At 47.3% G+C, this 25,802-nt stretch carries 20 protein-coding genes and 1 tRNA gene; 11 read left to right on the forward strand and 10 right to left on the reverse strand.

Annotated elements, in window-relative coordinates:
- Nucleotides 1-31: 31 nt before the first annotated feature.
- From gspF to gspC, 4 genes are read right to left on the reverse strand one after another with little or no spacing between them, the layout of a single operon-like run.
- Nucleotides 32-1,255 (reverse strand): type II secretion system inner membrane protein GspF, encoded by a 1,224-nt coding sequence (gene gspF / locus OH458_RS19955; protein WP_038140832.1) that lies wholly within the window; start codon nucleotides 1,253-1,255, stop codon nucleotides 32-34.
- A complete protein-coding gene (gspE, locus tag OH458_RS19960) occupies nucleotides 1,255-2,745 on the reverse strand; it encodes a type II secretion system ATPase GspE (protein ID WP_443088533.1) in 1,491 nt (496 codons plus the stop codon). The genes gspF and gspE overlap by 1 nt, the downstream gene beginning before the upstream one ends.
- Nucleotides 2,745-4,778 (reverse strand): type II secretion system secretin GspD, encoded by a 2,034-nt coding sequence (gene gspD, locus OH458_RS19965; protein ID WP_269979577.1) that lies wholly within the window; start codon nucleotides 4,776-4,778, stop codon nucleotides 2,745-2,747. The genes gspE and gspD overlap by 1 nt, the downstream gene beginning before the upstream one ends.
- Before the next feature lie 38 nt (nucleotides 4,779-4,816).
- Nucleotides 4,817-5,707, reverse strand: a complete 891-nt coding sequence (gspC, locus tag OH458_RS19970) for a type II secretion system protein GspC (protein ID WP_269979578.1) — start codon at nucleotides 5,705-5,707, stop codon at nucleotides 4,817-4,819.
- Nucleotides 5,708-5,931: 224 nt separating this feature from the next.
- Between gspC and hslR the strand changes: the two genes are divergently transcribed.
- The 4 genes from hslR (at nucleotide 5,932) to OH458_RS19990 (ending at nucleotide 11,259) form a co-directional block, all read left to right on the forward strand.
- Entirely contained in the window at nucleotides 5,932-6,318 is a 387-nt protein-coding gene (gene hslR, locus OH458_RS19975) for a ribosome-associated heat shock protein Hsp15 (RefSeq protein WP_005472530.1), read from the forward strand.
- A gap of 27 nt (nucleotides 6,319-6,345) precedes the next feature.
- A complete protein-coding gene (gene hslO / locus OH458_RS19980) occupies nucleotides 6,346-7,221 on the forward strand; it encodes an Hsp33 family molecular chaperone HslO (RefSeq protein ID WP_005472509.1) in 876 nt (291 codons plus the stop codon).
- A gap of 338 nt (nucleotides 7,222-7,559) precedes the next feature.
- Nucleotides 7,560-9,191: a phosphoenolpyruvate carboxykinase (ATP) gene (pckA, locus tag OH458_RS19985; protein WP_269979579.1), complete on the forward strand. Its 1,632-nt coding sequence runs from the start codon at nucleotides 7,560-7,562 to the stop codon at nucleotides 9,189-9,191.
- 109 nt (nucleotides 9,192-9,300) lie between these two features.
- A complete protein-coding gene (locus tag OH458_RS19990; protein ID WP_269979580.1) occupies nucleotides 9,301-11,259 on the forward strand; it encodes an AsmA family protein in 1,959 nt (652 codons plus the stop codon).
- Here the strand turns inward: OH458_RS19990 and OH458_RS19995 are convergent.
- The 3 genes from OH458_RS19995 to OH458_RS20005 all read right to left on the reverse strand — a co-directional run bounded on the left by OH458_RS19995 (nucleotide 11,217) and on the right by OH458_RS20005 (nucleotide 13,572).
- Complete coding sequence (locus OH458_RS19995) at nucleotides 11,217-12,152, reverse strand: bifunctional GNAT family N-acetyltransferase/hotdog fold thioesterase (RefSeq protein ID WP_269979581.1); 936 nt, start codon at nucleotides 12,150-12,152, stop codon at nucleotides 11,217-11,219. The genes OH458_RS19990 and OH458_RS19995 overlap by 43 nt on opposite strands.
- A 66-nt stretch (nucleotides 12,153-12,218) precedes the next feature.
- The gene (gene dtd, locus OH458_RS20000; RefSeq protein ID WP_038140824.1) at nucleotides 12,219-12,653 is read right to left on the reverse strand and encodes a D-aminoacyl-tRNA deacylase; all 435 of its coding nucleotides are present in this window, start codon (nucleotides 12,651-12,653) and stop codon (nucleotides 12,219-12,221) included.
- A complete protein-coding gene (locus tag OH458_RS20005; protein WP_443088534.1) occupies nucleotides 12,625-13,572 on the reverse strand; it encodes a virulence factor BrkB family protein in 948 nt (315 codons plus the stop codon). The genes dtd and OH458_RS20005 overlap by 29 nt, the downstream gene beginning before the upstream one ends.
- A 35-nt stretch (nucleotides 13,573-13,607) precedes the next feature.
- Between OH458_RS20005 and OH458_RS20010 the strand changes: the two genes are divergently transcribed.
- The gene (locus OH458_RS20010; RefSeq protein ID WP_038140822.1) at nucleotides 13,608-14,249 is read left to right on the forward strand and encodes a DUF2959 domain-containing protein; all 642 of its coding nucleotides are present in this window, start codon (nucleotides 13,608-13,610) and stop codon (nucleotides 14,247-14,249) included.
- A 30-nt stretch (nucleotides 14,250-14,279) separates the two neighbouring features.
- Here the strand turns inward: OH458_RS20010 and OH458_RS20015 are convergent, their stop codons facing one another.
- Together OH458_RS20015 and typA are read right to left on the reverse strand one after the other, a co-directional pair.
- Nucleotides 14,280-14,816, reverse strand: a complete 537-nt coding sequence (locus tag OH458_RS20015; protein WP_269979583.1) for an AAA family ATPase — start codon at nucleotides 14,814-14,816, stop codon at nucleotides 14,280-14,282.
- A 74-nt stretch (nucleotides 14,817-14,890) separates the two neighbouring features.
- Nucleotides 14,891-16,720, reverse strand: a complete 1,830-nt coding sequence (gene typA, locus OH458_RS20020; protein WP_269979584.1) for a translational GTPase TypA — start codon at nucleotides 16,718-16,720, stop codon at nucleotides 14,891-14,893.
- Between the two features lie 476 nt (nucleotides 16,721-17,196).
- Here typA and glnA point away from each other — a divergent pair, with 476 nt between their 5' ends.
- The 6 genes from glnA to OH458_RS20050 all read left to right on the forward strand — a co-directional run bounded on the left by glnA (nucleotide 17,197) and on the right by OH458_RS20050 (nucleotide 25,527).
- Entirely contained in the window at nucleotides 17,197-18,606 is a 1,410-nt protein-coding gene (glnA, locus tag OH458_RS20025) for a glutamate--ammonia ligase (RefSeq protein ID WP_269979585.1), read from the forward strand.
- A 136-nt stretch (nucleotides 18,607-18,742) separates the two neighbouring features.
- Nucleotides 18,743-19,303, forward strand: a complete 561-nt coding sequence (locus OH458_RS20030) for a DUF4124 domain-containing protein (RefSeq protein ID WP_269979586.1) — start codon at nucleotides 18,743-18,745, stop codon at nucleotides 19,301-19,303.
- Nucleotides 19,304-19,394: 91 nt separating this feature from the next.
- The gene (glnL, locus tag OH458_RS20035; protein WP_005472605.1) at nucleotides 19,395-20,459 is read left to right on the forward strand and encodes a nitrogen regulation protein NR(II); all 1,065 of its coding nucleotides are present in this window, start codon (nucleotides 19,395-19,397) and stop codon (nucleotides 20,457-20,459) included.
- 39 nt (nucleotides 20,460-20,498) lie between these two features.
- Nucleotides 20,499-21,902: a nitrogen regulation protein NR(I) gene (glnG, locus tag OH458_RS20040; RefSeq protein ID WP_005472508.1), complete on the forward strand. Its 1,404-nt coding sequence runs from the start codon at nucleotides 20,499-20,501 to the stop codon at nucleotides 21,900-21,902.
- A gap of 156 nt (nucleotides 21,903-22,058) precedes the next feature.
- On the forward strand, nucleotides 22,059-24,590 hold the full coding sequence (locus OH458_RS20045) for a bifunctional diguanylate cyclase/phosphodiesterase (protein WP_269979587.1): 2,532 nt from the start codon (nucleotides 22,059-22,061) through the stop codon (nucleotides 24,588-24,590).
- A gap of 127 nt (nucleotides 24,591-24,717) precedes the next feature.
- Nucleotides 24,718-25,527, forward strand: a complete 810-nt coding sequence (locus OH458_RS20050) for a substrate-binding periplasmic protein (protein WP_269979588.1) — start codon at nucleotides 24,718-24,720, stop codon at nucleotides 25,525-25,527.
- 82 nt (nucleotides 25,528-25,609) lie between these two features.
- Here OH458_RS20050 and OH458_RS20055 read toward each other — a convergent pair.
- A tRNA-Ser gene (locus OH458_RS20055) sits at nucleotides 25,610-25,700 on the reverse strand.
- Nucleotides 25,701-25,802 lie beyond the last annotated feature (102 nt).

Here is a 25,802-nt window from a genome sequence, read left to right on the forward strand (position 1 = left end):
CAAAATCTGAGGTACACGAGTGTCCTCTACGTTATCCACTCATTAAGTTGTTCATTTCTAGGATTGGCATCAAGGTCGCCATCACAATGAACAGTACTAACCCCGCCATCAAAGCAATCAACGCAGGGGTGAAAATTCCTAAAGCAATATTGATGGTCGACTCAAAGTTAGCGTCTTGGTTGTCCGCGGCACGGGTCAGCATCCCTTCCAGTTCACCACTTTGCTCACCACTGGCAATCATATGCAGCATCATCGGTGGGAACAACTTGGTCTGATCGAGAGCTTTGCGCAAACTTGCCCCTTCACGGACATTATCTCGCGCCAACATCACTTGCTGTTTAACAAAATGGTTGGACATAACATCCACCGCTACTTTCATTCCATCCAGAATCGGGATTGCGCTCGAGGTACAAATAGAGAGCGTTCGCGCAAATCGAGAGGTGTTGAGCCCGCGTGATATTTTACCAATTAGCGGTAAGCGGACGACACGGCGATCCCAATTCAATCGCACGTTTGGCGAGCGCAGCATCATTTTGATCGCGTAAACCAAGACGATAATGGCAAGCAGCAGTTGCAGCCCCCAATGCTGAATAAAGTCACTGGACGCCAACAAAAACTGCGTTGATTGAGGCAACTCTTGGCCCATTTGCACAAACTGACCGACGATTTTTGGCACCACTGCCGCAAGCAAGAACGCCACGATACCAACGGCGAACACCACCAGCACTACCGGATAGATCATCGCTTGCTGCAACTTTGAGCGCAGCTTCTGACGATTTTCCGCATAGTCAGCTAGACGCTCCAGTACGCCATCAAGGTGGCCTGATTTCTCGCCCGCCTGCACCATCGAACGAAACAGCTCGTCAAAGATGTGCGGGTAGTCCGCTAAACTGTCGGCTAAGGTATAACCTTCCACCACTTTTGAGCGTACCGCGAGCAACATGGTGCGAATACGTGGCTTCTCGGATTGCTCAGAAACCGCCTTTAAGCACTCTTCCAGCGGCATACCGGATTGAACCAGGGTCGCAAGTTGACGAGTGATCAGCGCTAAATCCGGCGTACTGATACCGCGCTTAAAACTCAGGCTCGGTTGGCTACTTTGCTTCTTGGCTTTTTGGCGAGTTTCGTTCACCTCAACCGGCACCAGCCCTTGCTCTTTAAGACGAGCGCGGACCTGACGGGCGTTATCGCCTTCGATCACGCCTTTCTGAGTCTTACCTTTGGCATTGAGAGCCTTATACTCAAATGCTGCCATTACCCTTCCTTAGTCACTCGCATCACTTCTTCAAGAGAAGTGATCCCATTGCGTACTTTGGATAAACCGTCTTCACGAATACTCGGCACGTACTCTCGAATCGCTTTTTCAATCGCTTGTTCACCCGCTTCACCATGAATCAACTCTTGGACTTGCTCATTCACTACCAAGAGTTCATGGATACCGGTACGTCCGCGATAACCTTTAAAATTACACGCCTCACAGCCACACGCTCGATAGAGGGTAAGGTCCTCTTTCTTCTTCAGACCAAACAGCTTTTTGGTCTCTTTGTCTGCTTCATAAGGCTCTTTACAGTCCGAGCACAGCGTTCTGACTAGTCGCTGAGCCAGTACACCAAGCAGTGAAGAGGAAATTAGGAAGGGTTCAATGCCCATATCACGAAGACGTGTAATGGCACCTACCGCGGTATTGGTGTGCAGCGTCGACATCACTAAGTGACCTGTCAACGAGGCTTGAACTGCGATCTGCGCCGTTTCCAAGTCACGGATCTCACCGACCATCACCACATCTGGGTCTTGACGCAAAATGGCACGCAAACCGCGAGCAAACGTCATATCGACCTTCGGGTTGACCTGCGTTTGACCAATTCCATCGATGTCAAATTCAATCGGATCTTCGACGGTCAGGATATTTCGCTCGTTGCTATTGAGCTCTTGTAAACCTGCGTACAAGGTTGTCGACTTACCCGAGCCGGTTGGACCGGTCACTAAAATGATGCCGTGCGGTCGCGCAATCATGGTCCGGAAGTGATCATGGTTACGCTCAGTCATACCCAAGCTGTGTAAATCTAAGCGGGTCGCGTTTTTATCTAGCAGACGCATTACCACGCGTTCACCATGGGATGACGGCATGGTCGAAACACGCACATCCACCGCTCGACCACCGATACGCAGCGAAATACGACCATCTTGTGGCACGCGCTTTTCTGCGATATCCAGTTTGGCCATCACCTTCACACGAGAGACCAACAAAGGTGACAACTTACGGCTTGGAGACAAGACATCACGAAGCACGCCATCAACTCGGAATCGAATCGCTAGGCTCTTTTCAAACGTCTCGATATGAATATCAGAGGCGCCTTCTTTGATGGCCTCACCCAACATCGCGTTGATCAACTTGATGATTGGCGCATCGTCTTCGGACTCGAGCAAGTCTTCGTCTTGGGGAAGATCTTCTGCGAGCGAGAAGAAATCGTCATTGTCGGCGCCGATGTCTTCCATTAACTGTCGAGCTTCCGACGAGTCTCGTTGATACGCCTGCGTGAGCTTGTGTTCGAACGCTTCTTTAGTAAGCTCTTCTAGGGTGATGTTTTGCCCTGCCACGCGCTGCACTTCAAGCAGCGCCGGCACTGCGAGAGGAGCAATGTAATAGAGTACTGCCCCACGCTCGCTTGGCTCTAGAACCAATTTAAAACGATTGGCGAAGCTGAAAGGCAAACGACGCACCGTGGTTACCGCTTCCATAGTCATTAGTTGGTTTCCATTTGGTCAACGAACGCTTGGATTTCGGCAGGGTGACGAATGTCATCCCCATATTTCGGCAGAACTGGAATGTTGCTATCATCCATCAACTTCAAACCTTGGTCGGCTTTATAGAGCTGTTCCGCTCGGATGAAGTTGTACTTACGCTGGGTAATACCATCGGCCGTCATGCCATCGCGAATGATGGTTGGCTTGATAAATACCATGAGGTTCTTCTTTTCAACCTGAGTGCTGGTCGACTTGAACAAATGCCCGAGCACAGGGATATCGCCAAGCAACGGTACTTTTGATTCACTTTCTAACGCTCGCTCGTCAATCAATCCACCCAGCACAATCATTTGGCCGTCATTCACCATCACCGACGTGTTCAATTGACGCTTAGCAAAACGTACGTCCACAGCGCCATTTGCACCCAAGACGTTAGAAACTTCTTGCTCGATGTTAAGTTGAACAGAGTTACCTTCGTTAATTTGAGGAACCACTTTGAGCTTGATGCCCACTTCTTTACGATCAACGGTTTGGAATGGGTTATCGTTATTTGAGCCTGCAGTAGAACCCGTGATAACTGGCACTTCTTCACCGACAATGAACGACGCTTCACCATTATCCATAACAGTAATGCTTGGAGAGGACAGGATGTTTGAGTTTGAATCGGTCGACACCGCACTGATCAACGCCGTCCAGTCACCCATCACTAGGCTCACCGCCGCACCGTTTACGCCAGCCAAAGCAGCAGCTAATGTCGAGTAATCGCCTTTCTCCGTTGTTTCGCGAGACTCCCATTTATTCTCACTTGAGTTCCAGTAGCTTTCCGTAGTTGTAGTATCCTTCGCTTCTTCTAGACCAACCATCACACCACCAATGGATGCACCGGTGTTGCCATATTGGATCATCGCACCGGTTTCCAGGTTGCCCCATTGCACGCCCAGATTAATACCGTCACCTTCTGCCATCTCAACAATAAGTGCCTCAATCAATACCTGAGCTCGGCGAATATCTAGCTGAGAAATCACATCTTGGATCGCGTTCATGATATCTGGCGGAGCAGTCAGTACCAGCGCATTGGTATCTGGGTGCGCTGCGATCATCACTTCTCCACGCTTGGCACTTGGACTGCTCTTGCTTCCCGCGGACTTTTCAGCTTGAAGGTTGTCTGACACGCCTTTAAGCACATCAACTAACTCTTCTGCTTTGGCATATTTTAGATACACAACGCGATTGTTGCCTTTTGACGCCATTTCTACATCAAGCTGTTTGATCAACTTACGTAAACGCTGGCGCACTTGAGGGTCACCAGAGATAAGGATTGAGTTTGTACGGTCGTCAGCCACAAGTTTGGGCTGTAGAAAAGCAGGGGTGTTTTTACTGTTATTGGTTTTATTGAGCGCTTCAACGATTCGCACCATTTCAGCGGCTGATGCGTTATCGAGATCAACCACTTCGATCTCTTTGTCACCCGCTTGGTCGACACGCTTGATGATGTCAGCCAAACGGTTCACAACCGCAGCACGGCCTGTAATCAAGATGATGTTGGCCGGATCGTAATGCACGACGTTACCCGCACCGGCATTGTCGTTTAATTGGCGTAACAGAGGAGAAAGCTCACGAACAGAAACGTTGCGCACCGCGACCACTCGCGTCACGACTTCATCGCCTTTTACCGAGCCATCACCCACCACCGGAATCGCAGAAGTCTTGGCGTCTTTCGCCTTAACGACCTTAACGACGCCGTTGTCCATTTCAACCACGGCATAACCATACACTTCCAATACATTGAGGAAGAAGCTGTAGTATTGCTCTTCCGTCAACATATCGTAACTACGCACGTCCACTTTGCCACGAACGGAAGGGTCAACAATGATGGTTTTATCTAGGTTGCGGCCAACAATATTGATGAATTCTTGAATGTCTGTGCCTTTAAAGCTGGCACTGAACGTATTTTCGTTCGCCGTGACTAAGCTAGGTGCGGTCAGTAAGCTTCCTGCTAAAAGCCATGCGCTTTTCTTGAGCCAATGGTTCACTCGTTACTCCTCATGCGATGAACAAAGCCAACGCTATTTTATAATTCAATGTATATCTCGTAGGGTTGGCCATCTCGCTCAACCGTGAGAGTCAACTCAGTCATGTCAGAGATAGTCCGGAAAATCTCTCCCATCGCCGCTGAGTCTTTTAAATCCAATCCATTTATTTGTGTCGCGACATCGCCCGGTTTTAAACCGACAGAGTCAAACAGCGCTTTATCTTTACCCGGTGTCAGTCGATAACCCAAGACGTTGCCATCTCGCTTCACCTGTGACATTCGGACATACTGGAAGATTTGCTTCGCGTCCTGTTGGATTTCTTGACGAATCTGCTCGAGTTTTTGCTCTGAGACTTGAGCAGGTTGGCGAATAGGTGAAGTGTCTGGTGTCGGCTGGGGCTTGGTGTACTTCAAGCCTTCCAACATGACCGTCTCGTTACGACCAGCATTGTCGATAATCACACGATCAACCTGTACTTGGTATAATTTCGCTCGCGTGCCTTCTATAACTTCGCCAATCCCATAGGTAGCTTGCTTGCCTCGATTGGCGATCACCGCAAGACTTTTATTAGAGTTTGTACTCTGAACTATGCCCACCAATACCACATTCAAACGGCTTTTCGGAGCATCTTCGACTTTTGGTTGTGTAACAACTTGACGTTGCTCCTGATATTCACCAAATAAGTGACTATTCTGCAGCTCTGACAAGTTGACGGTTTGTGAGGCGGTAGGCTTCCCAGACGAGGCGAGGACAGGTTGCCATTTCGTCACGCTATCAGACACTAAAGGTTGCCAAATCAGTTGTCCTAAAATCCACGCACTCAACGCGAGCAACAACGTCATTAAGGTAAAGCTAATACGCTGCTGCACTTGAACTTCTTTTACTGACTCGCCCAACTTATAAAGTGCGCTTACGCCTTGTTGCTTCACTGAATATCCTTCTCGTTTGCGCTGAGTAAAAATGGCGCCCGATAATCAAAAGGGCAGCCAATCATTGTACCAAAATATGAAACAAGCTAAACCGTTTACTCTATTTGTACAGCCTTGCAAAAGACATTTTTGCAACTCTCGCTTGAAAAATGGGCGGCATGTCACCATTGTTACTTCAACATATTGGCATCCACATCCACCATCCTTAGAGGTCACTATTCCCAATGGGTTCCCAAACAGAAGCAGTCAGACTCGATAAATGGCTTTGGGCCGCGCGCTTTTATAAGACTCGCTCCATTGCTCGAAATATGGTCGATGGCGGCAAAGTTCACTATAATGGCCAACGAAGCAAGCCGAGTAAGGCTGTTGAACTCGGTGCCATCATTACCCTTCGTCAAGGTCACGAAGAGAAAACCGTTGTAATAGAAAAGATTTCTGATCAACGCCGTGGCGCCCCAGAAGCTCAAACCCTATACAGTGAAACCGCCGAAAGCGTAAATAAGCGTGAAGAAAACGCCATGCAGCGCAAACTTCATGCTCACAACCCTAGCCCTGATCGTCGCCCCGATAAGAAACAGCGTCGCGACATCATCAAGTTTAAACATCAGTAAGTACCATACGTACGAGGAAACCACTCCATGTCAAACAACGTATTAAACCGCTACCTTTTCGAAGATCTCTCTGTACGTGGTGAGTTGGTACAATTGGATGAAGCATACCAACGTATTATTTCTAGCAAGGAATACCCAGCTGCACTGCAAAAGCTGCTTGGTGAGCTACTCGTTTCAACGACCCTTCTTACGGCAACACTAAAGTTCGAAGGTTCCATTACCATGCAGCTTCAAGGTGATGGACCGGTATCACTGGCGGTTATCAACGGTGATCACGACCAAAAGATCCGTGGCGTTGCACGCTGGGAAGGTGACATCGCTGAAGACGCGTCAATCCATGACATGATGGGTAAAGGTTATCTTGTCATTACGATTGAGCCGAAAAAAGGTGAGCGATACCAAGGTATTGTTGCGCTAGAAGGCGACAATCTGGCAGAAATCCTAGAAGGTTACTTCGCCAACTCTGAGCAGCTTAAAACGCGCATTTGGATCCGCAATGGCGAGATCGATGGCAAGAAGCACGCTGCAGGTATGCTTATTCAGGTAATGCCAGACGGTACAGGTTCACCAGAGGATTTTGAGCACCTCGAGCAGTTGACGGACACCGTCAAAAACGAAGAGTTGTTCACGCTTGAAGCCAATGAGCTGCTATATCGTTTATACAACCAGGAGAAAGTTCGTCTATTTGAACCGCAACCTGTTGAATTCCACTGTGGCTGTTCACGTGAACGCAGCGGTGCCGCGATCGTGACGATCGATCGAGCAGAAGTGAACGACATTTTAGCCGAGCTTGGTTCAATTTCTTTACATTGTGATTACTGCGGCACGACATATACGTATGACGAAGCAGAGGTCTCTGAGCTATTTATTGAAGCAAATTCGGGCAATAAAACCCTGCATTAATTTTCATAGCTTATCAAGCACGTAATTTTCCTATCAAAAGGCCTGCACCACGCAGGCCTTTTTGTGATCAAAAGCCCGCTACACCTAGCCTGAACTGTAATAAAACAACTGGTTAATTTTAATCAATTATTAATTCTTTTGCCCTAGCGCAAAGCTTTGCGCACACGATAAACTATACCAACCAATATGTGATGAGTCGCTTAAAACCCCACGAAAATCATGGATATTTTTTGAGCTATATCCCTGTTTTCTCGCAAGCCCATTGCTAGCATGGTGAGCAGATAAAAATTACAAAAATTCTTACAAAATCCCTACAAATATTCCGATAAGGAGCACCTATGACCGTTATGGAACATACAAAGGCTGCAACAATTGATCTTACTAAACATGGGCTGCAAAACGTAAAAGAGGTTGTTCGTAACCCAAGCTACGAAATGTTGTTCGAAGAAGAGACTCGTGCTGATCTGGAAGGCTACGAAAAAGGTGTAGTCACCGAATTAGGCGCTGTTGCAGTTGATACCGGTATTTTTACTGGCCGCTCACCGAAAGATAAGTACATCGTCAAAGACGCAACCACAGAAGAACATATGTGGTGGACCTCTGACGCCGTTAAGAATGACAACAAGCCAATCGATCAAGCGGTATGGAATGATCTTAAAGAGCTCGTGACCAACCAGCTTTCTGGTAAGCGCGTGTTTGTCATTGACGGTTACTGTGGTGCAAACCCTGATACTCGTTTGAGCATTCGTGTTATCACCGAGGTGGCATGGCAAGCGCACTTCGTGAAAAACATGTTCATCCGTCCTTCAGAGGAAGAGCTTGCAACGTTTGAACCTGACTTCGTGGTCATGAATGGTGCAAAATGCACCAACCAAAAGTGGAAAGAGCACGGTCTGAACTCTGAAAACTTCACAGTGTTTAACTTAACTGAGCGCATGCAGTTAATCGGCGGTACTTGGTATGGCGGCGAGATGAAGAAAGGTATGTTCGCCATGATGAACTACTTCCTTCCTTTGAAAGACATCGCTTCTATGCACTGTAGTGCGAACAAGTGCAAAGAAAACGGCGATGTGGCGATCTTCTTTGGTCTTTCTGGTACGGGTAAAACAACCCTATCTACAGACCCTAAACGTGAGTTAATCGGCGACGATGAGCACGGCTGGGACGACGACGGTATCTTCAACTTCGAAGGCGGTTGTTACGCGAAGACAATCAAGCTCTCTAAAGAAGCTGAGCCGGACATCTACAACGCGATTCGCCGTGATGCGCTGCTAGAAAACGTCACCGTACGTAATGATGGTTCTATTGACTTTGATGACGGTTCTAAAACAGAGAACACGCGTGTCTCTTACCCAATCGAGCACATTGAGAACATTGTGAAGCCGGTGTCTAAAGCAGGCCATGCCAACAAGGTTATCTTCCTATCGGCAGATGCGTTTGGTGTACTTCCACCGGTATCAAAATTGACTCCGGAACAAACTAAGTACCACTTCCTATCAGGCTTTACCGCAAAACTGGCGGGCACTGAGCGTGGTATTACAGAGCCAACACCAACCTTCTCAGCGTGTTTTGGCGCGGCATTCTTGACACTGCACCCAACCAAATACGCTGAAGTATTGGTTAAGCGTATGGAAGCAGCCGGCGCAGAAGCGTACCTTGTCAACACGGGCTGGAACGGCAGCGGTAAACGTATCTCTATCCAAGATACGCGCGGCATCATTGATGCAATCCTAGATGGCTCTATCGAAGAAGCGGAAACGAAGCACATCCCGATCTTCAATCTAGAAGTGCCAACCGCGCTACACGATGTGGATCCAACCATTCTCGATCCTCGCGATACTTACACTGACCCACTTCAATGGGAAAGTAAGGCAAAAGATCTTGCGAGCCGCTTTATCAATAACTTTGATAAGTACACCGATAACGATGAAGGTAAATCATTAGTCGCAGCTGGTCCTCAGCTTGATTAGTGATATCGACATCAAATCGTAATCTAAGCCCCTCTTTTGAGGGGCTTTTTGTTGCCTGATGGTCAAAAATGTTTCAAGCTAACAGCACTAAAGCGAGGGAATACGTGCTGTGAAGAAACCGCTGATACTGACCACCATCATCCTGATAAGCCTAATTTGCCTTTCGTTGCTATCGTTGTTTGCCATGCTGCAGACACGCCACGCGCCGCAAGTGGTTAGCTATTTGTTTGAGCAACTCACCCCCTACCAAGTAAATGCCCAGCAAGTTACCTACACACCACCATTCCAGCTTTCTCTACAAGACGTAGTTGTCGAACGAGAACAACAACAAGCACGCATTCCAAAGCTGACCGTATGGCTCAGTCAGTCGTTCTGGCAGAATGGCAAGCTCGCTTTTGATTCATTGCTCATTGAAGGCGCAACACTCGACCTTAGACACAATTACGCTTCGATGCTGGACGGCATTACCCTTCGCCAAGTGGCGCTGCAGCATGTCGATCTTACTTCGGGCCAATGGTCAGCGAGAGAGGTCAATTTACAGGTCGAGAATCCTGAATGGAAGCAAGACAATCAGGCCCTGCCCTTTGGTGATATTCAGTTTTCAGCAAAACAGCTTTATGTTCGTGGCGAAGCGCTGAACGACGTCTTAGTTGATGCTCAATACAGACCTCAGAACAGCACTCTCTATGGCGCATCATTCAAATGGCATGGCGCTGAGTTCTCTGGTCAAGCAGAGCAATTTCAACAAGGCTGGTCACTCATCAATGTGACAGTTTTTGATCTCAATCTCGACAGCGTTGCCCCAGCAACAAAACTGATCAACACATTGAGCTCTCTAGAGTTTCCGGTCTACCACATCAACAGCCTTGATATACTGCGCAGCAACGTTAACTATCAAGGTTGGCATTTTGAACAGTTGGATGCCTCAATCGAGAATCTTTATCTCAATCAGTCGCTTTGGCAGCAGAATAATGGCTACTTTTCATTTGATGCCGAGCTGCTTACTTACCAAGAGTTAAGGTTTATTAACCCAACGGCCGAGCTTGGATTTGGGCAAAATGACATTAACGTTGAGCTGTTTAACGCCGACTTCAAGCAAGGCTGGCTGCAACTTAAAGGCAAGCTATCCGAAGAACGCATTGCGCTTGATGAACTAAGGGTCTCTGGCGTGAAGTGGCTTGAAGACCTTCCACAGATGGACAGCGATTTAAAGACACTGACTTCATCGCTTAACTCTCTGACCATCAAAGAGCTCGATGTGCGCAACAGTCAGTTTATTCAAGTGGAAAAACGTCCCTATTGGCAGGTGTCAGGACTGAGCATCGAAGGGCGTGACCTTGAGTTCATCAATCCCCAGCAAACGGGATTACTGAACGGCAAGATTGAGCTAAGCGCCAGCAACGCCAGCCTAGATAACCTATTGAGCACTCAGTTGGTTATGGAGATGCAAGCTGAGCAAGGGAAACTGAATCTGGAGCGCGCTTTCTTCCCGCTTCAGGCTGGCTACATCGAAGCCAATGGCCAGTGGGATCGTAGCAGCATCAGCGCTCCTTGGAGGCTAACCCTGTATGCCGATGGCGTACCTGCCGACTTACCACTGTTTGATGCACAGCTGCCATTTCATCTGCAAGGGATGGTGGAAGTTGAGCTTGAGCTATCCGGTTTATCTGGTGATTACGCCATGTTTGCACATAGCCTGTCCGGCGATGCCAAACTGCAACTGCATCAAACCACGCTCAAAGCAAAGAGCGCCGATGGCGAAACCAGTTTTGAACAGGAGTGGCCATTAGAGACGATTTCGATTCAGGCCGACCGAGGGCGGCTGAGCCTTTCTTCCGAAGGAGAAGAAGCCGAACTGAAAGGGCATATTGATATGTTAAAGCCGGAATTTGCGACGCTGATCTTTCGCACTCAAACCCCATGTCAGAGGCTGTGGTCGGATATTTTCAGTTTAACCAATGTGATTGAACAAACCTGCCAAGAAGCCGAGGCCGCGCCACCAGCCCATGCCGATGGCGCGCAACATCAAGAAGAGGCGTCTGACTCTTCCGGCAAAATCGCCTTGTAGTTGGGTAGCAGCATGTAGGTGCCAATGAACTCAACCGCGGCGTCATCACCGCTGTAGATAGTCACATGAATGACAATCCGCGCTTTGCGGCCAGACGCAAGTCGGTCTAAATCTCCGCTGATGCCGTCAAGAGATGTCGACGCAACTGGATTCTGGGTCACTGGATGACGATAGCGGATCTGGCTGTCTGCCAGTACGATATCTCCGGTAAGATTACGCTCTTTCATCAATAACCATGTCATGCCCCATCCCGTTAAGGTAGCCAGCGTAAAGGCCGAGCCAGCAAACATCGTATTGTGTGGGTTTAGGTTAGGGTTTAACTGGGCACTACACTCAAACTGATAACCCGTGTATTGGTTAATCTTGATGCCCATTTTGTCACTGATGGGAATTTGATTTTCCCAACGCTCTTGCAGCTCCGTGCACCACTCCGGCTTGCGAAGGACATTGGCCATTGGGTCAAGGGGTTTAACCATCTGTAGGTGGCGAACAGGGCCACGCTCATCCGTCAACTCACCTCGCCTCTCAAAGCCGTTTTTCTCATAGAAGGCGATCGCATCTTCACGAGCACTACACACCAAGCGCTTTGCCCCTTCTTGGCGAGCCAAGGATTCAAGAGCAACAAGCACGAGCGACCCCATCCCTTTGCTTCGGCGAGCTCCTTTTACCGCCATATAGCGAATCTGACCTTCGCTATCAGGGGTGATGTATAAGCGCCCAATCGCCATAGGTCGACCACGGCCATCGACAATCATGCGGTGGTGACTCATTGGATCGTACTCATCTCGCTCTGAACCAAGCGGCATGCGCCAAGGCTCACGCAGCATTTGCCAACGAAAGTGATAGTACTTATTCAGTTGGTTTTCCGTTTTTGGCGTAATCAGCTTAAACATAAAAGTCCTTTTTTATGAAAGAGCACCGCTCTTCCCTTCTAGCCTTTGTCTTTCATTATAGTGTGGCTAAACTTGTAGCCAGAATGTCACGGGTCCGTCATTCACCAGCGACACTTTCATATCTGCGGCAAACTGGCCTCGCTCTGTGGGTAGTACCTCTGCACAGCGATCGGCAAAATATTCGTACAAGCGCTCAGCGTCTGCAGGGTGAGCACCACGAGAAAACCCTGCGCGTGTTCCCTTCTTGGTATCAGCGGGCAATGTAAACTGCGACACCACTAATACCTTGCCCTCAACTTGTTTGACATTGAGGTTCATTTTGCCTTCGTCATCACCAAACACACGGTAGGTGGTGACCCGCTCCATGAGACGCTTCGCTTTTGCTTCGTCGTCATCTTTTTCAACGCCCAATAGCACCAAAAGGCCGTGCTCAATTTCGCCAACGACTTCACCGTCCACACGAACGGCAGCTTCACTCACTCTCTGGATCAGGGCTATCACTGTGGTTTCCTTTCTTAGATGTTGATTGCGTTAAGTTTTCAGGCGAGTGTACCATTTCTTGCGGCTTGCTCCAGTGCTCTTTCTCCCCGAGCGCCGCCGTCACTTCGGCGCCAACAAGCACAATCAGCCAGCACAAATAGACCCAAACAAACAAGATTGGGATAGCGGCTAACGCGCCATAAATCAATTGATACGAAGGGAACTGGGTAATGTAAGCCGCAAATCCTTTCTTACTGGCTTCAAACAAAACGGCCGCAACAACAGCACCAATTAAAGCATGAGAAATGTGTACTTTTTTGTTGGGGACCAAAAGATACAGGCCAACAAAGGCAAACAGGGAGAGCAAAAACGGTAACCAGCGCAACAATAAGTTATACACACCCGATACCGCTTCACTTTCTATAATTTTCAGCGAAGTCACGTAAGAGGTCGCGGCAATACTGGCTCCAACCAGAATCGGCCCCAAAGTCAGAACCATCCAATACATCGAGAACGAGAACACCGCTCTGCGCTTGCGTCTGACTCGCCAAATGTAATTCAAATTCTTATCAATGTTAGAGATCAACATCAACGCAGCCACAAACAGAAAGCCACCACCGACCGCACTCATCTTGCCGGTATTTGAGACAAACTCGAGCAACGCTCCTTTCACTGCATCACCCGCAGCAGGGACGAAATGGGTAATCACAAAGTCTTGAATCGCGTCACCCGCGTTTTCGAAAATGGAGAATGATGACAGAACAGACAACAACACCGTCAACATGGGTACGATCGACAATAAAGTAATATACGCAAGGTAGCCCGCATTGACGTTGACGCGATCATGCGCCATTCGGGCGATTAAATATTGCCCAAAAATCAGACTTTGCTTAATAGTTTGCTCTAATTTCAACTTGTATCTCCTGACCGTCTCAGCCATCCTAACATCGTAATTCTAAAAGAAAGGACACAATCATGCCGTACATACTGGCTTTGGTATTATCCATTTTTACTCTAACAGGCTGCCAGTCCGCCTACTACTCAGCCATGGAACAAGTAGGCTACCACAAACGTGACATTATGGTGGATCGCGTTGAAGAAGCCAAAACATCGCAACAAGAAGCACAGCAAGAGTTCACGAGTGCACTGGACGCGCTCTCAGCACTCACCAACTTTGATGGTGGCGAGTTAGAAAGCGTCTATAACCAGATTAACGACAAATACCAAGACAGCGAAAAAGCAGCAGAAGATGTACGTTCACGTATTGCGGCGATTGAAGATGTGTCCGACGCTCTCTTTGCCGAGTGGCAAGATGAGTTAGAACTCTACACCAGCTCAAAACTGCGTCGTGCGAGCGAACAGAAGCTACGTGACACCAAATCGTCATACGCCACCATGCTGAAAGCGATGAAGCGTGCTGAGCAGAAAATGACGCCAGTCCTAAATACTCTGCGCGACAATACGCTCTATTTGAAACATAACCTCAATGCGAGTGCGATTGGCTCCCTACAAGGCGAGTTTTCGAATCTCGAGCAAGACATTCAGTTCGCAATCAAACAAATGAATGCCGCGATAGCGGAATCGGATAAGTTCTTGCAAAAACTCAACCAAAAGTAAACAGACTCACCTCCTCCTTGTGGGGAGGTTTTAGCTTTCCCTCTCAAGCCCCAACGTTATTCGAACAAAGTCCACTCGCTCCGCCACACTTCCCCAAGGTACTTCCACCACGTGATAGCCAAGCTCTGCATAAGTCTCGACTGGGGTTTGATGAATTTGCAGCGCTTCTTCGAAACTGTGTGGGCGCACTTCATCTTGCACATAGATAGAGGCTTCTGGTCGACAAGCAAGTACCTTAGGGTGGTATCCCCTACTCTCAGTGATAAACCTTGGCTCGACCTTACAGCCACCCACCTGAAGATACGCCACAATATCTGGGATTGCGCGGTCAACAAACGCGACCTTGTGGTTCTCTGCTTCTCGCTTCTGATTTCCCATTAACTCAAGGCACAAGTTGGCGAACTCAGGCAAGTTCGTCCAAGGCAGAATCCCCTCATCAAGTTGGCACTGCTGTTCAATCAAGGTACGTGAACCTTCGGCAAATGTGGCGTAGCCTAGCTCTCCAAGCGCATTGAGCAAGGTGGTTTTGCCTGCTCCTGGACCACCAGTGATGACAATTGGCTTCATAATGTTGTTCCTTCAAATACAAAAAACCCCAAGCAATGCTCGGGGCTTTAATGATTCTAATCTGTTAACGCAGATTATTTAGCAGCGCGAGACGCACGCTTACGATCGCTTTCCGTTAGGAACTTCTTACGGATACGAATGCTTTCCGGCGTTACTTCTACTAGTTCGTCGTCATCGATGAACTCTAGAGCTTGCTCAAGCGTCATCACGATTGGCGGAGTAAGAACCTGTGCGTCATCCGTACCAGAAGCACGAACGTTGGTTAGCTGCTTACCTTTCAGTACGTTTACAGTTAGGTCGTTGTCACGGCTGTGGATACCAACAACCATGCCTTCGTATACTTCAACACCGTGACCAATGAACATACGGCCACGCTCTTGTAGGTTGAATAGTGCGTTAGTTAGCGCCTTACCCATACCGTTAGAGATAAGTACACCGTTGATACGCTGGCCGATCTCGCCGCCTTTGTGTGGGCCGTAGTGATCAAATGTATGGTAAAGAAGACCAGAACCTGACGTTAGCGTCATGAATTCCGTTTGGAAACCAATCAGACCACGAGATGGCATGATGAAGTCCATACGTACACGGCCTTTACCATCTGGAGACATGTCAGTCAGCTCACCTTTACGTAGGCCGATGTTCTCCATGATGCCACCTTGGTGCTCTTCGATCACGTCGATAGTTACCGTTTCAAACGGTTCCATTAGCTGGCCATCTTCTTCTTTGATGATAACTTCTGGACGAGATACTGCTAGCTCGAAACCTTCACGACGCATGTTTTCGATCAGGATAGATAGGTGAAGTTCACCACGGCCTGATACGCGGAATTTGTCTGGATCGTCAGTTTGCTCTACACGTAGTGCAACGTTGTGTACCAGTTCCTTCTCAAGACGCTCAAGGATGTTACGTGAAGTCACGAACTTACCTTCTTTACCCGCGAATGGAGACGTGTTTACTTGGAACGTCATGGTTACTGTTGGCTCATCTACAGACAGTGCAGGAAGCGCTTCTACTGCGTTTTGTGCACAGATAGTGTCAGAGATTTTCAGCTCACCAAGACCAGTGATTGCGATGATGTCACCCGCGTTTGCTTGCTCAACTTCGTGACGCTCTAGGCCAAGGTAACCCATTACTGTACCTACTTTACCGTTGCGAGTCTTACCGTCTGCACCGATAACTGTTACTTGTTGGTTTGGCTTAACAGAGCCACGAGTTACACGCGCAACACCGATAACACCAACGTAAGAACTGTAGTCTAGCTGAGAAACTTGCATCTGCAGTGGACCTTCAAGGTCAACATTTGGCGCATCAACAACGTCAACGATAGTTTGGAATAGAGGTTCCATGTTCTCGCCAGTTTCGCCTTCTTCTAGAGAAGCCCAACCGTTTAGTGCAGAAGCATAAACCACTTTAAAGTCTAGCTGGTCGTCAGTTGCACCTAAGTTATCGAATAGGTCGAAAACTTGATCCATAACCCAATCAGGACGCGCGCCTGGGCGGTCAATCTTGTTGATAACAACGATAGGCTTAAGACCGTGAGCAAAAGCTTTCTGTGTTACGAAACGCGTTTGTGGCATTGGGCCATCTACTGCGTCAACGATAAGTAGTACTGAATCTACCATCGACATGATACGTTCTACTTCACCACCGAAGTCCGCGTGTCCCGGAGTATCTACGATGTTGATACGGTAGTCATTCCAGTTGATTGCTGTGTTTTTAGCAAGAATGGTAATGCCACGCTCTTTTTCGATGTCATTCGAGTCCATGACGCGCTCTTCTGCTTCGCCGCGAGACTCTAAAGTACCTGATTGCTGTAGTAGTTTATCAACCAGTGTAGTTTTACCGTGGTCAACGTGCGCGATGATCGCGATATTTCTTAATTTATCAATCTGTGGAGTAGCCATGGATTTGATTCACTCGATATAAGAAGCTCGCCGAGAATCTCCGCGAACTTATTTGATTAAAAAAACGGCCATAATGTACCAGATTTTAGCGAAAAACCCAGAAATATGTGATCTGTTCCGCTTCTTTTCAGCAGATATTTGATGACCACACCCAAGTTCCTTGTCCGATAAGCGAAAACCTCATTGACATAAGGGGTAAAACTAGGCTGAATGGAGTACGATTTTGTTTACTCTTGGTGCAACACAGATACAAACGCACCACTTTAGTGCAAAACAAGATCATTTTGGTGCAACTTTTCTGCACCAAGGTTAATCAAGCCCGCTAATTTATTGAAATTAATGGATTAATTTTTTTGGCACGGTTTTGGCTTTATTAAATTCAGCATCGATTAATACGATTGAAACGAAGTTAATCAATGCTGGATTATGAAACCAATCGAGCTAAACCGCTTTAATAACACTGGAGGTTATCCAAGATGTCAGTAGAAAACGTTCTATCGCTGATCCAAGAAAACGAAGTTAAGTTTGTTGACCTACGTTTTACAGATACAAAAGGTAAAGAGCAGCACGTATCTATCCCTGCTCACCAAGTGGACGCAGACTTCTTTGAAGAAGGTAAAATGTTCGATGGTTCTTCAGTTGCTGGCTGGAAAGGTATCAACGAATCTGACATGGTAATGATGCCTGACGCAGCATCTGCTGTTCTTGACCCATTCACAGAAGACGCAACGCTAAACATCCGTTGTGACATTCTTGAGCCTGCAACAATGCAAGGCTACGATCGTGACCCACGTTCTATTGCTAAACGTGCTGAAGACTACCTACGTGCAACTGGCATCGCTGATACTGTTCTTGTTGGTCCAGAGCCAGAGTTCTTCCTATTTGACGATGTTAAGTTCGCAACTGACATGTCAGGTTCTTTCTTCAAAATTGACGACGTAGAAGCAGCTTGGAACACAGGTTCTGACTACGAAGGTGGTAACAAAGGTCACCGCCCAGGCGTTAAAGGTGGTTACTTCCCAGTAGCTCCAGTAGATTCTTCTCAAGATATCCGTTCTGCAATGTGTCTAATCCTAGAAGAGATGGGCCAAGTTGTAGAAGCGCACCACCACGAAGTAGCAACTGCGGGTCAGAACGAAATCGCAACTCGCTTCAACACGCTAACTTCTAAAGCTGATGAAATCCAAGTTTACAAGTACGTTGTACACAACGTTGCTCACGCATTTGGTAAAACAGCGACATTCATGCCTAAGCCACTCGTTGGTGACAACGGTTCAGGTATGCACGTTCACCAATCTCTAGCGAAAGACGGTGTTAACCTGTTCGCTGGTGACAAGTACGGCGGCCTATCTGAAATGGCGCTTTACTACATCGGTGGTGTTATCAAGCACGCTAAAGCAATCAACGCATTTGCTAACGCATCAACTAACTCGTACAAGCGTCTTGTACCAGGCTTCGAAGCGCCAGTTATGCTTGCTTACTCTGCACGTAACCGTTCTGCTTCTATCCGTATCCCTGTGGTACCAAGCCCTAAAGCACGTCGTATCGAGCTACGTTTCGGTGACCCATCAGCGAACCCATACCTATGTTTCGCAGCAATGCTAATGGCCGGTCTTGACGGTATTAAGAACAAGATCCACCCAGGCGAAGCGATGGATAAAGACCTTTACGACCTACCTGCAGAAGAAGCAGCAGAAATCCCAACAGTGGCTTACTCACTAAAAGAAGCGCTAGAGTGTCTAGACGCTGACCGTGAGTTCCTAACAGCTGGTGGTGTTTTCTCTGACGACTTCATCGACTCTTACATCGACCTTAAGTCTCAAGATGTAGAGAAAGTGAACATGACAACTCACCCACTAGAGTTCGAACTTTACTACTCTGTTTAATCAGGTTACGTAAGCAACAAAACGCTTTGTTGCACAAATTCAAGGCTCGCCTCGCAGGCGGGCCTTTTTCATATTTGTCACCTGACCGAGACCCTTTAGTATCATGCTGTCCACGATAATCCATCCGGAGAACAAGATGCACAAAGTGATCACTCTTCTAAGCATACTGCTCACCATATCCAGCTTAGCTTTCGCTCAAACTGTCTATACGTGGACAGACAACAATGGCGTGATTCATTTCAGTGACACTCCGAGTGGTAAGAACGTCAAAGCAATCCAAATGCCAGACTATCATCAGCCGTCCCCACCGCCTGCTTTTGAAGCTGAAACAAAAGTTGACCCTAAGTCAGACAAAAAAGATAACCAACCAACAGCCTTGTCCCCCCTTGAAATCACGATAACCTCCCCTGAGCACGATCAGGCCTTACGTAGCAATGCCGGTATGATCACCATACGAGCCGAACTTAATCGTAAACTCTCTGTTGATGAGACCCTCCAACTCCAGATGGATAATGCCAATTATCACGCTCCGACGACTCGTCCTCTGTGGGAATTGAGAAACATCGATCGTGGAACTCATACCTTTACCATTCAAGCCTATAGAGACGGCAAGCTTATTGCATCATCAAGTCCTATAACGGTGCATCTACTACGCAGTAGCCAGCAAAAAGCAGTATCTCCAGTCAAAGCTCAGTAAATTGGTGACTTTTTTCTTCTGCTACGCCTAATCATGCGCCATACTTGAAAGAAACGTCGCACCACAATGGTGCAATGCACATTTTAAGTTCATGGATGAGAGGTTTTTTGTGAGTAGCGAGCTCGATACGATTGTTTTAAATCACCAAGTCACCGCGATTTTAGTGATGAATGAAACACTGCAAGTCAAATATGCCAATCCTTCAGCGGAGCAATTGTTTTCACAAAGTGCAAAACGCATTGTTGAACAACCTTTGTCCAAGCTCATCCAGCACGCCTCGATGGACCTCGCGTTACTTTCTCAGCCACTACAAAGCGGACAAAGTATCACCGATAGCGACGTCACTTTTGTGGTCGATGGCAAACCCTTAATGCTTGAGGTCACGGTGAGCCCAATTTCCTGGCATAGAGAACTTATGTTGCTAGTGGAAATGCGCAAAATCGGCCAACAACGACGTCTATCTCAAGAGCTCAACCAACATGCGCAGCAACAAGCGGCCAAACTGCTGGTCAGAGGCTTAGCCCATGAAATCAAAAATCCGCTTGGTGGTCTGAGAGGGGCGGCTCAGCTGCTAGAGCGTATGCTGCCCGATCAATCATTAACCGAATACACTCAAATCATTATTGAGCAAGCCGATCGCCTTAGAAATTTGGTCGACCGACTACTTGGGCCACAAAAGCCAGGGAAAAAGCAGCACGAAAATCTGCATTTAATCTTGGAGAAAGTTCGCCAACTGGTCGAGCTTGAGATTGGTCAATCGATCGTCATCGAACGCGACTACGACCCGAGCCTACCGGAGTTCTTAATGGATGCCGATCAAATAGAGCAAGCACTACTCAATATCGTTAGCAACGCTGGGCAAATCCTACAAGGCCAAGAAAACGGTAAGATCGTCATACGCACCAGAACAGTGCATCAAGCCAACATCCATGGTCAGCGCTGCAAGCTCGCCGCTCGAATAGAGATCATGGATAACGGCCCCGGCATTCCAGCCGATTTACAAGACACCCTTTTCTACCCGATGGTCAGCGGTAGAGAAGGCGGGACAGGCTTAGGGCTATCGATTTCTCAAAACCTGATCGATCAGCATCAAGGCAAGATTGATGTCGAAAGCTGGCCAGGCAGAACCATATTTACAATTTACCTGCCAATTTAATATTACACACTATTTGCATTGCTGTGAGGAAACCAGAATATGAGTAAAGGATACGTTTGGGTGGTCGACGATGACAGTTCCATCCGCTGGGTAATGGAGAAAACCCTCTCTTCAGCAGGCATTAAATGCGACACTTTTTCCGATGCCGAAAGCGTTCTGCTCGCATTAGAGCGTGAAAGTCCCGATGTTTTGGTATCGGATATCCGTATGCCTGGCATCGATGGTATAGAGTTATTACGCCAAGTGCATGAGCGATCACCCGATTTACCGGTCATCATTATGACTGCTCACTCTGATTTGGATGCAGCTGTGAATGCCTATCAAAAAGGGGCATTTGAATATCTACCAAAGCCATTCGATGTTGATGAAACATTGACCCTGGTTGAACGAGCGATTACACACAGCCATGAACAACGCCGAGAACAAGCCAATGCCGACACAGGCGATTACAGTGCGCCAGAAATCATAGGTGAAGCACCGGCCATGCAGGAGGTATTCCGCGCGATTGGACGCCTCTCTCGCTCTTCAATTTCTGTTTTAATCAATGGCGAATCAGGGACAGGTAAGGAGCTGGTCGCCCATGCACTACATAGACATAGTCCAAGAGCGGCTAAACCATTTATTGCACTCAATATGGCCGCAATTCCCAAAGATTTGATCGAGTCGGAGTTATTTGGCCATGAGAAAGGCGCGTTCACTGGTGCGAATACCGTGAGACAAGGGCGATTTGAACAAGCCAATGGCGGAACACTGTTTCTCGATGAAATTGGCGATATGCCACTCGATATTCAAACCCGATTGCTGCGTGTGCTCGCTGATGGTCAGTTTTATCGAGTGGGGGGGCACTCTCCCATCAAAGTCGACGTGAGAATTGTGGCAGCGACTCACCAAAACTTGGAAAAACTGGTTCATCAAGGGGATTTTCGTGAAGACCTTTTTCACCGTTTGAACGTCATTCGAATTCAAATCCCAGCCCTACGAGAGCGCAGACAAGACATCGAAAAACTCACTTTACACTTTCTGGCTCTTGCCGCGGAAGAATTGGGCGTCGATGTAAAAACACTTCATCCTTCAACGGTAGAGCGCCTCAATAACCTCGAGTGGCCAGGCAACGTACGCCAGCTAGAAAACATCTGCCGTTGGCTAACCGTTATGGCAAGTGGCAGTGAAGTCTTACCAAATGACTTACCTGCAGAATTGATTGAAGAGAAACCTCATTTAGGTTTTGATAGCGACACGACTTGGCAAAAACAGCTCGCGACGTGGGCAAAAAAGTCGCTCACCCAAGGAGATACCGAGTTACTTTCTTACGCACTTCCTGAATTTGAACGTATACTTTTGGAAGTAGCACTCGAACATACGAACGGTCATAAGCAAGATGCCGCAAAAGTTTTGGGGTGGGGACGCAACACACTCACTAGGAAACTCAAAGAGCTTTACTAAAGAAAGATATACTCAGTAATGCAAAAAAGAGGCGTAAAAAGCGCTCGTAAGTTATCGCTTCTAAAAACACAGTGGTCTCTTTTTCACCAAAAATGGCTCGCTCGTTGTATTTAAAGAATATAGAATCCAGTATATTGCATTAATAGAATTAATAGTATGTCAACGACCACACAGATTACGCTCCGAACTGCCGTTGTCCTCCCATTCGTAATGATTTTTATTATTACAATTGGGGTGATTATCGCTGTTCAGAAAAAGAGCTATGAAGAGATGGTGGTTGACATCAGTGATAAGCAGCTCTCTTCGTTAACTGACAATGTGACACTAGAGCTCAATAAGTTCTTAACCAAACCTTTCGAAGCGAGCCTCGCCCTCAGTCATAGTATTGGCTACAACCAACTCTACACTCCCGGAAATACGACCCAGATTGAACAATTTCTTCTTTCAAGCTTTAGAGATCTGTATCAATCGATCCCTCACCTCGATGTGATTGGGTTCGGTGGCGAGAATGCCGAATATACTGGCTTTCGCAGGGAGGCGAACAAAGGCTACACCCTAATGATTCAGGATGACCGTACAGAGCAAAAGCTGGTGATATATCGCGGTCAGGTAATCAGTGAAGATGTGCGTTCGGTCATTCATGGCTATGACCCTAGAGTGCGTCCTTGGTACGCTCCTGTAGCGGAGCGCCAAGTGCCCATGTGGTCGTCGATTTATGCCAACGCTGATGAGCGTCAAGAAATTACGCTCTCCGCGCTCACTCCTGTATTTCATGGCGATGAGTTTCAAGGAGTCGTCGTCACGGACGTAAAAATTGATACCTTCAATACTTTCTTAAACCGACTTCAACAAAACACCAATGCCGTCGTTTTTATTGTCGATGATAAGAAGCGCTTGGTCGCTCACTCCACAGGTGGCAGTGTTGTCTCTTGGGGTACCCCCTCTAGCAAAAAAGGTGACCGCTTATTAGCAATAGAGAGTGCGAACCCTGTCGTCAATTCAAGCGCAGAGTATGCTGAGTCATTGGGCCTGTATGAGAAACAAGAAACCCAGCACTTTACTGTCGATATTAATGGTGAACGTTACTTCAATCATCTCACCCCTTATGTTGATCAGTACGGTCTGAACTGGCAAATAGGCATGGCGATCTCTGAGTCAGACCTGCTCGGTAAACTTCCCGAGAGCCAACGACACAGTTGGATTTTGGGGATTGTGGCCAGCTTAATTGGTATCTTCATTGGCTTAATCGCCTTCAATCGCATCGTCGCCCCCATAACCTCTACCGCTGATGCAGCCAAACATCTAGCGAAGGGGGACTGGGATAGTCACATGCCAAAACCTGGAAGCATCTACGAAACCAGTATGTTGGTGTTTGCTTTCAATGAAATGGCCAACAACCTCAAAGCCTCTTTTAGAGCCCTACGCACGCAATTGCTCTACGACTCACTGACAAAACTCTACAGTCGTGAAGGCTTGATCGATACTTGTGACACCCTTGATAAGCTCGATGGCACACTCATGCTTATTGGGATAAATAAGTTTAGAGACATCAATGACAGCTTAGGCCACTACAAAGGGGATCAACTTCTCGTCATCATCTCTGAGCGTCTGAGGTCTGTATTCTCCAATGAGTGCTATTTATCTCGAATTGGCGGTGATGAGTTCGCGATCTACATCCCTGGTCCTCAAGACAAAGAACAAAATAGCTTAACGGCGAATCGAGTATTGCAGGCTTTTGCTTCTCCGTTTGTTATGGAGTACGAGAGTATTTTGGTCAGCATCTCAGTAGGGATCGTTACTCAAGGTCCAGACCAAAATATGACTCTATGGCTAAGAAACGGCAGTATTGCTCTGAGCAATGCGAAACAAGAGCTCACTCGAATCAGTTACTACAGCCCAGAAATGGCCGATGTGTCACGTAAACGAACTCTGATGCTATCAAAAATTAGAGAGGCTATTGAGAACAAAGAGTTTATTCCTTTCTACCAGCCAATTGTTGATATCCGCAGTGGCAAAGTACTAGGCGCAGAAGCACTCGCTCGCTGGCAGTCTCCGAGCTCAGGCCTCGTTTCCCCACTCGACTTCATTCCAATCGCGGAAGAAAGCGGGTTAATCGGTCAAATAGGTGAGCAAATTCTCATGCAGGCGTGTAACGATGCCGTAAAAGGCATAGGAGAAGGCAAGTGGGATACGGAGTTCCACCTACACGTTAACCTTTCGGTGAACCAACTGTCACAACCGGACTTCATCGAGACATTGCAAAAAGTGCTGACTATCTCAGATTTAAATCCGAACAACTTAACCTTAGAAATCACCGAGTCTCGCATCGTCGACAACGATCCAGTGACGATTCAAAACATGCAGGCAATTAGAGAGCTAGGCGTGCAAATCGCGATAGATGACTTCGGTACAGGCTACAGTTCTCTTGCCTACCTGCATAAATTACCCTTTGATTGCCTCAAAATAGATAGAACTTTCATCAACAAGTTAACTCCCAACGATCTCGATACTTCAATTGTTGCCGCTGTCATCAACATGACGCGCGGAATGAAAGTCGACATTGTCGCTGAAGGGGTCGAGACAACAGAACAGGCTAAAATGCTTGCACAGTTAAACTGCCATCAAGCACAAGGGTTCCTTTATAGTCGCCCTGTTCCTTTCCAAGAGTGGCCATCTAACTTGGGTTAACTGGGGCCAGTCCCCCTCCCAGTTTTCAAACTAGAACTACAGTTGCAATCCACCTCTCACGATCCATATCCTTCAACGTTGGCTAAACTGTATGTGTTCCCTCAACATAATTTTGAAGGAGTACAGCATGCAGTGGAAGGCTTGGATATGGTGGTCATTACTCATGTACGCTAGCAGTTCATGGTCTGCCGACACCTGCATCTTAAAAATGGGTTATCGCACGAACGAAAGGCTCCCACTGATTTCCGCTTCCCCTGACAACAGTGGTCTTTATCAACACTTCTATCAAGCTATGGCGGATCATCTAGGTTGTGAATTAAAAATTATTCGTGGACCCAAGAAACGTATCCTGAAACAGCTCGAAGATGGTGAAATAGACTTTTATCCAGGCTTTAATTACAACGAGTACAGAGCCCTGTACACCTACTACATTGAAAACGGATTTCCCGGAGGGGAAATAGGCATATCACGCTCTGACTTTGCTGATATAAATCATTTGGAAGAGTTAGAAGGCGCAACAATCCTGCAATCTCTTGGCTCTCCAGACTTTGTCCGAGATCTCGAGAACATTCGCATCTATGCTGTCCCGGAAATGACTATCGACAAAGCAGTCAATCTATTGAGGAAAAAACGAGGCGACTTTTATATCTATAACCGCGCTTCACTGCTCTACTATCTGAGGACGAATAAGAGTAGCGATATCAAGATCCACCCTAACTGCTGCGGTGGTGTGGAGCCTATCTACCTTGGCTTTTCTCGTCAATCTGAGCACTATTCGGAAGCCCCAAATCCCCACTTTGATCCTAGCCAAGAGTTGAGTCCCACTAACTTTCCCGTAACGCTCAGTACAGATTCCAAAGTATTCCAGATTGAAAAGATATTAAAGGAAATGAAAGAGAGTAGAGAAACAGACGCCATCTACAAGCAATACTACTGAGCACTCACTGATGACAGAAAGGCTAATTTATACAGAGATGAAATGAAAAAAGCCTCGCTATTTCTAGCGAGGCTTTTCAATGTGGCGGAGAGATAGGGATTTGAACCCTAGATACGCTATTAACGTATGCCGGTTTTCAAGACCGGTGCTTTCAACCACTCAGCCATCTCTCCACAAATTGTCATCGTCAGATTAGTACACTGAGGATGTTGTTACACGTATTACGGGTAACGATACCTTTTTGTCTTCACTTTTTAAAAGTGAAAATAAATTGG

This window comes from Vibrio sp. MarTm2, assembly GCF_027587055.1.
GTDB classification, from domain to species: Bacteria; Pseudomonadota; Gammaproteobacteria; order Enterobacterales; family Vibrionaceae; genus Vibrio; species Vibrio sinaloensis_D.